Source organism: Pseudomonas brassicae (genome assembly GCF_010671725.1).
Classification (GTDB): Bacteria; Pseudomonadota; Gammaproteobacteria; order Pseudomonadales; family Pseudomonadaceae; genus Aquipseudomonas; species Aquipseudomonas brassicae.
Genome location: NZ_JAAHBU010000417.1, coordinates 1 through 6,206, shown reverse-complemented (window position 1 = coordinate 6,206; position 6,206 = coordinate 1). Strand labels below are relative to the sequence as shown.

The 6,206-nt window shown below is 63.6% G+C and carries 7 protein-coding genes and 2 pseudogenes; 4 read left to right on the top strand and 5 right to left on the bottom strand.

Features of this window, described 5'->3' with window-relative positions:
- Positions 1–155 precede the first annotated feature (155 nt).
- Complete coding sequence (locus G3436_RS23185; RefSeq protein ID WP_163949946.1) at positions 156–509, bottom strand: RidA family protein; 354 nt, start codon at positions 507–509, stop codon at positions 156–158.
- 203 nt (positions 510–712) lie between these two features.
- On the opposite strand from G3436_RS23185, the pseudogene G3436_RS27985 reads away from it, so the two are divergent.
- The 4 genes and pseudogenes from G3436_RS27985 to G3436_RS23170 all read left to right on the top strand — a co-directional run.
- Positions 713–892: pseudogene (locus G3436_RS27985) on the top strand (hypothetical protein); the annotation flags it as partial.
- A gap of 7 nt (positions 893–899) precedes the next feature.
- Positions 900–1,073 carry a hypothetical protein gene (locus tag G3436_RS27980; protein WP_243667273.1) on the top strand — a complete coding sequence of 58 codons (174 nt, stop codon included), beginning with the start codon at positions 900–902 and terminating at the stop codon, positions 1,071–1,073.
- Between the two features lie 51 nt (positions 1,074–1,124).
- The gene (locus G3436_RS23175) at positions 1,125–2,243 is read left to right on the top strand and encodes an aminotransferase (RefSeq protein ID WP_163949940.1); all 1,119 of its coding nucleotides are present in this window, start codon (positions 1,125–1,127) and stop codon (positions 2,241–2,243) included.
- A 165-nt stretch (positions 2,244–2,408) separates the two neighbouring features.
- A complete protein-coding gene (locus G3436_RS23170; protein ID WP_163949937.1) occupies positions 2,409–3,311 on the top strand; it encodes an alpha/beta hydrolase in 903 nt (300 codons plus the stop codon).
- On the opposite strand, the gene G3436_RS23165 is transcribed toward G3436_RS23170, so the two are convergent.
- From G3436_RS23165 to G3436_RS23150, 4 genes and pseudogenes are all read right to left on the bottom strand, one after another.
- Positions 3,308–3,517 carry a PLD nuclease N-terminal domain-containing protein gene (locus G3436_RS23165; protein WP_163949935.1) on the bottom strand — a complete coding sequence of 70 codons (210 nt, stop codon included), beginning with the start codon at positions 3,515–3,517 and terminating at the stop codon, positions 3,308–3,310. The two genes, G3436_RS23170 and G3436_RS23165, sit on opposite strands and share 4 nt — an antisense overlap.
- A 75-nt stretch (positions 3,518–3,592) precedes the next feature.
- A complete protein-coding gene (locus G3436_RS23160) occupies positions 3,593–4,288 on the bottom strand; it encodes a hypothetical protein (protein ID WP_420801246.1) in 696 nt (231 codons plus the stop codon).
- 165 nt (positions 4,289–4,453) lie between these two features.
- Positions 4,454–5,410 (bottom strand): FecR domain-containing protein, encoded by a 957-nt coding sequence (locus G3436_RS23155; protein WP_163949933.1) that lies wholly within the window; start codon positions 5,408–5,410, stop codon positions 4,454–4,456.
- Positions 5,410–5,918 (bottom strand): annotated as a pseudogene (locus G3436_RS23150) (sigma-70 family RNA polymerase sigma factor). The gene G3436_RS23155 and the pseudogene G3436_RS23150 overlap by 1 nt, the downstream one beginning before the upstream one ends.
- Positions 5,919–6,206: the final 288 nt, after the last annotated feature.

Here is a 6,206-nt window from a genome sequence, read left to right as displayed (position 1 = left end):
CGAACCGCAGTTCCCACATTTGTTGCAACGTACCAGGCTGACAGATCGGCGTTGTCAGCCTTGGGTGTCAGGCAGTAGACCTCTGTGGCGCTACCAGGTACCAGGCAGTAGCCCTCAATTGGAGCTACCAGGTACCAGGCGCTGGCCTTCCCCCCTCACCCCAACGCAGCAATCACGCTGATCTCCACCAGAAAGCCCGGATCACACATCTTCGCCTGCACCGCCGCCCGCGCCGGCGCTACCCCCAACGGTAACCATCCGTCCCTCACGCTGTTCATGCCCGCAAAATCCGCATCGATGTCCTTCAGGTAGATCGTCGCCGACAACACGCGTGTCTTGTCCGTACCCGCCCCGTCCAGCAACCCCTCGATGTTGGCAAGGGTCTCGCGGGTCTGCTGGCAGATATCACCCGACAGGTCATTGGCCACCTCACCCGACAGATAGACAGTACCGCTGTGCACAACGATGGCACTCATACGTGCATCGCTCAGCTGACGCTCGATAGACATGGTGAAACTCCTTTGCAGGTGGTTGAGAAAGCAGAATTCTCACTTTTTATAGATTATTTGTCTATCGTGGACTTTTAGGCTATAAATATCCCCAGGCAAGGTTCGCAGCCCTGTGCAGGCTGACGTGCCCGCGACTTCGCACTCGTGAGATAACAACAGGCCGGTGCCGATGGTACCGCCGATGGCGAGCATCACCAGGTGGCGTGGCTGCATGTCCTTGCGAAAGCCATTGCGCGGTTCAGGGTGTTCATGGGGCGTTGTCATTGTTTCTGGCCTCCGGCTTTACCGTCAGCCAGGCTGGCCCACTCGGCGCGGTGATCGCCTATACCCTGGGCGCACTGATGATCTACTGCGTGATGACCTGCCTCGGCGCACTGGCCGTGGCCGGCGTTGCTGGCCTGTGTCGGCATCGCCTTCGACCCCGAGCAGCGTATTGCCCTGTATGTGAGCCGGCCGTTTATCGCCGTGTGCTACGTCGGCTACTACGCCACGCAGCTACTCAAGGCCCGCGCGGCACGCAAACCCGGCACAACCGCTTTGCCCGCACTGCGCCGGACACCCTGATCCACCGCGTGCAACCCACTTTCCCACTCCCCTGAAAACAAGAGAAGCAACATGAAGATCCGAGAATTTGGCGTAGAAATCTGGATGAACGCGTACGAAACCAAGTGCGAGTACAACCTGGCCGAAACCTGCGTGGAATCCATCACCCTGGAGCAGTTGCTGGACTTCGCCGGCAAGAAGGACAGCATTCTGGCCGAACTGCTGCCGATGAAAATGACCTACGGCGCCATCGAGGGCTCCGACCGCTTGCGCACACTGGTAGCAGGGCTGTACGACCAGCAGCAGCCCGAAAACGTGATCATCACCCACGGCGCTATCGGCGCAAACGCACTGGTACACGAGACCCTGGTGGAACCGGGCGACCATGTGATCTCGGTGGGCCCGACCTACCAGCAGCATTATTCGATACCGGCCAGCTACGGCGCCGAGGTGTCGATCCTGCGCCTGCGCGAGGAAAACGCGTTCCTGCCCGACCTGCAGGAACTGCGCGAGCTGGTGCGCCCCGACACCCGCCTGATCGCGCTGAACAACCCCAACAACCCGACCGGCGCCCTGATGGACCGCGCGCTGCTGGAGCAGATCGTCGAGGTCGCCCGTTCGGTGGATGCCTGGCTGCTGTGTGACGAGGTGTACCGCGGTACCGACCAGGCCGGCGACGGCTACACCGTATCGATCGCCGACCTGTACGACAAAGGCATCAGCACCGCCAGCATGTCCAAGGCCTATTCGCTGGCCGGCCTGCGCCTTGGCTGGATCGTGGCGCCGCAGGAGCTGATCCACGCCGTGTCGATCCACCGCGACTACAACACCATCAGCGTCGGCATGCTCGATGACCACTTCGCCTGCATCGCCCTGGAGCACCGCGACAAGATCCTGGCCCGCAACCACGCGCTGACCCGCACCAACCTGGCGATCCTGGAGGCCTGGGTGGCCGCCGAGCCGAAGGTCAGCTACGTCAAGCCACGTTCGGGCACCACCGCGCTGCTGAAGATCGATGTCGAGCTGCCGTCACGCGACTTCTGCGTGCGCCTGCTCGATGCCAAGGGCGTGATGTTCACGCCAGGCAGTGCGCTGGATATCGAAGGCTATGTGCGCATCGGCTATGCGAACAGTACCGAGGTGCTGCAGACCGGCCTGGCGAAGGTGTCCGAGTTCCTGCGCACGCTGTAATCGGTGACCGATTCATGCAAAGGATACATTTGTACTCCTTGGGTGCGTTTGCATTCTTTGCTTGCATCATCTGGCAACGTGTTGACGCGCCGTTGGGGAGGTTTCTTCCCAGCGCGTTTGTACATCTGCTACAACGCGTCTTTGTCCTGTCACGTTGAATCGCCCATGGCCTCCACTTCCCTGTTCAAGACCTCTACACGCCGCTGGTTGGCATTGCTTGGCATGGCGGCGCTGCTCATTGGGCTGCCGGCAGGCTGCGCGGTGCTGGAGCACAAGGAACGCGAGCTGGTGTTTCGCATCGAACCCGGCAATGCCAGTTGGTACCGTGGCCTGCCCGACGGCGTCCAGGAACTGGAGCTACGGCCCACGGCATTCAAGGCCGACCAGAACATCCATGCCTGGTGGTGGCCGGCCAGACGCGCCGACGCCCCCGCGATCCTGTACCTGCACGGGGTACGCTGGAACCTCACCGGCCAGTTGTTTCGCATCCAGCAGCTGCACGCACTGGGCTACTCGGTGCTGGCCATCGACTACCGCGGTTTCGGCCAGAGCCGCGGCGACCTGCCTTCGGAGGCCAGCGTGTATGAAGACGCGCAAGTGGCCTGGGCGCGACTGGCCGAACTGCAGCCCAACGCGGCCAAGCGCCTCATCTACGGGCACTCGCTGGGCGGCGCGGTGGCCGTCGACCTGGCGGCCGAGCTGGCGCAACAGGCGCGGCGTGACAAACGTCCGTTACCCGCGCGCGGCCTGATCATAGAGTCCAGCTTCACGTCACTGGGCGATGTGGCGGCGGCAGTGGCCAATACCTCGCTGCCGGTGCGCTGGTTGCTGTCGCAGAAATTCGATTCCATCGACAAGATCGCCAGCATCGGCATGCCGCTACTGGTGGTGCACGGCCTGGACGACCGCTTCGTGCCGCCGCGCTTCAGCGAGCAACTGTTCGAGGCCGCCCAACAGCCCAAGACCCTGCTGCTGGTGCCCGGCGCCACCCATAACAACAGCATGAGCCTGGCAGGCAAACGCTACCGCCAGGCCATCGACCAACTGCTGCAAGCACCCTTGGGTTAATTGCCGGCCTGGGCGTTGTTGATTGCCTTGGGCCCCGCCACACCCCAGACGATCAGCCCCAGCAGCGGCACGAACACGATCAGCACGATCCACAGCATCTTGCGTTCGGCGCGGCCCTTGCTGGTGATGATGGTCCTGATCGCCCACAGTTCGACCAGTGCCAGAACGACCGCCAGCGTGATCCAGATATAACCGTTGTTTTGCATGCGTCACCTCCCGAATGGTATTGGGTTAGGTCGGGAGGGTCGGCGATGGTTCAGTCGCGCTGCAGGCCAGACGCCTCACTGCACCGGCAGGAAGTTCATCAGCAACAGGCTTTGCGCGTAGTTCAGGCCGATGCGCCGGTAGCGCTCGTCGAGCATCTGCGTCAGCAGGTCCAGGCGCGCGACGATCTTGCCGAACTCCACGGCAAAGCTCAGGTTGCTGCCCTCCTCCGATATCTCGTTGGAAAACAGCAGCAGCACGCCATTGGCGTCCTGGCGCTGGCTCAGCAGCCAGGTAGCCTTCTCGATATTGCGCGCGGCATTGCTGACGAACTGCGGATCGATGGTGTCGGTGATGAAGAATTCGGTGCGCCCGCCATGGGCGGTCACCAGCATGCTGCCGATGGCATAGATGAACGCACCCACGCGGTCGCCCTGGAACTCCGGGCTGAGCGCGTAGCTGAGCGCTGCCAGGTCGCGGCGTTCGCCCAGGTTGGGCAGGCCCTGGCGTTGCTCGATGGCCTGGCGGATCTGCCGCTCGGCGCTGGCCGCATCGGCGTAGCCGGCCTGGCGCCACTGGTTGGGGTTGCGCAGGTACAGCTTGCCCATCAGCAGGTAGAGGCTTTGCAGGTTGGCCTGCATCGACAGGGTCGCCATGCGGTCGACGCTGGTCTGGAACAGTTCCTGTGGCTTGCCCTTGCCCAGCTGCGTGGCGATGTCGCGCCCTTGCTGCTGGCTACAGGCACTGATACACAGGATGAGTGCGCAGGCCATCAGTTGGCGCGACGCCCTCGTGGGAAAAACAGTCAACGGATAAACCATCGGCACCGGGTCTGGATTCACGGGCCACGCTGGGGATCAGCGCGGCGTGGCCATGAATAGAGCCGAAAAACCGCAAAAAGTGCGATGGCCCCAGACCTGGGGTGCCCACGCGCCGTTTCAACCCAGGCTGTTGGGCGCCGGGCGCGCGACCAGCGTTGTCCAGTAACGCGTGCGCGACTGCACCTCCAGCGGCAGGCTCGCCGCCAGCAGCGACAGCACGCGATCGGTGTTGTCGAGGCGAAAGCTGCCGGTCACACGTAGTGCCTCCAGCGCCGGCTCCCAGCGCAGCACGCCAGGGCGGTAGCGGTCGAGCTCGCGCAGGAAATCGCCCAGCGGCTGGTCCTGAGCCATCAACACCCCTTCACGCCAGCCCGGCAGTTGCACATCGAACGTGCTCGCCGGGCCGGCACCGCTGGCGCGCAGGCTGAGGCGTTGGCCCGCGTGCAGCGAGCGTGCTGGGCCGTGCAACGGTTGTACCTGCACGCTGCCGTTGAGTACCGAGACCTCGCAGGTGTGTGGGTTAAGCCGCACACAGGCCTCGCTATGGCTGACCAGGATGCGCCCGTACGGTGCCTGAATCGCCAGCGGCGCGGCGTCGCTGACCTTGAGCGCGATCTCCCCGCGCACCAGGCGCAGTTGCCGGCTGCCGAGGTCGACATCGACGGCGCTTGCTGTGTCCAGGTGTAGCGTACTGCCATCGGCCAGGGTCAGCTGGCGCTGTTCGCCGGTGCCGGTGTGCACATCGGCGCGCCAGGCCTCCAGTGGCAGTTGTCGTGCCAGCAGCCAGCCGGCGGGCAGCATCACGGCCAGGCCGAGGGTGCCCTTGAGCAGGGCGCGGCGGTTGGGGTCGGGGCGATCGAGGGTGGCCAGGGCCAGTTGTGTGGGCAGGCCGCTGAAACGTTGGCGCAGGGCTTGCGCCTTTTGCCAGGCGTGTTCGTGGCTGCTGCACTGGTTGCGCCAGGCGTGCAGCTTGCGCTGGTCGCCCTCGCTGGCGCTGCCGGACTCCAGCAGCGCCAGCCAGCGGGCGGCTGCGCGGGCGACCTCACGGGCGTCGCTCGACGGTTGTGTGCGCATCACAGGTCTGCCATCAGGCAATGCTCGTAGGCGTGGGCCATGTAGCGCTTGACCGTACGCTCAGACACGTGCAGGCGCTCGGCGATAGCGCGATAACCCAGGCCTTCGAGCTGGCTCAGCAGGAACGCCGGCGCACCTGGCTGGACAGGCCGTCGAGCAGTTCGTCCAGTGCTTGCAGGGTTTCGAGCAGCAGCCAGCGCTTTTCGGGGGAAGGCACGTTGTCGGGTGGCAGGTTGGCCAGCGCGTCGAGGTAGGCCTGTTCGAGCGTGCGGCGGGTATAGAAATTGCTCAGCAGGCGTTTGCCCACGGTCAGCAGATAGGCGCGAGGTTCGTGCACTTCGGCCAGTGGCTGGGTACTGCAGAACACCCGCAGGAAGGTATCCTGGCTCAGGTCGGCGGCATCCCAGGCGTTGCCCATGCGCCGGCGCAGCCAGTTTTCCAGCCAACTGCGATGCTCGCGGTACAGGGCCTCCAGGGTAGGCGCGGTCGGCGTCACTGCTTCAGTCATGTCAAGAGCCTGCACGAAGGATGATTCAAATGAGACTGATTCTAATTAATGTTCTTGTGCAGGGCTAGAGCGTGTTGCGCTCGATTTCAGGGGCGCTGGAGATGTGTTGGCTGGTGCCTGGTAGCCCCACTGAAATCTGCGGGCGAACCTCCAAGGCCTTGAAATCACATCAAGGCCTGAAGAGGCATGCCTTGAAATCGCATCAGGCCTGAAGAGGCATGCCTTGAAATCGCATCAGGCCTTGAAGGTGCATGCCGTGAATCCACCCGCGCCCTCAAGATCGAGCGC

Excerpts from the sequence above, each read along its gene's own strand:
- G3436_RS23170 (WP_163949937.1), top strand. The coding sequence starts at position 2,409 with ATGGCCTCCACTTCCCTGTTCAAGACCTCTACACGCCGCTGGTTGGCA.
- G3436_RS23185 (WP_163949946.1), bottom strand. The coding sequence starts at position 509 with ATGTCTATCGAGCGTCAGCTGAGCGATGCACGTATGAGTGCCATCGTT.
- G3436_RS23175 (WP_163949940.1), top strand. The coding sequence starts at position 1,125 with ATGAAGATCCGAGAATTTGGCGTAGAAATCTGGATGAACGCGTACGAA.
- G3436_RS23155 (WP_163949933.1), bottom strand. The coding sequence starts at position 5,410 with ATGCGCACACAACCGTCGAGCGACGCCCGTGAGGTCGCCCGCGCAGCC.
- G3436_RS23160 (WP_420801246.1), bottom strand. The coding sequence starts at position 4,288 with ATGGCCTGCGCACTCATCCTGTGTATCAGTGCCTGTAGCCAGCAGCAA.
- G3436_RS23165 (WP_163949935.1), bottom strand. The coding sequence starts at position 3,517 with ATGCAAAACAACGGTTATATCTGGATCACGCTGGCGGTCGTTCTGGCA.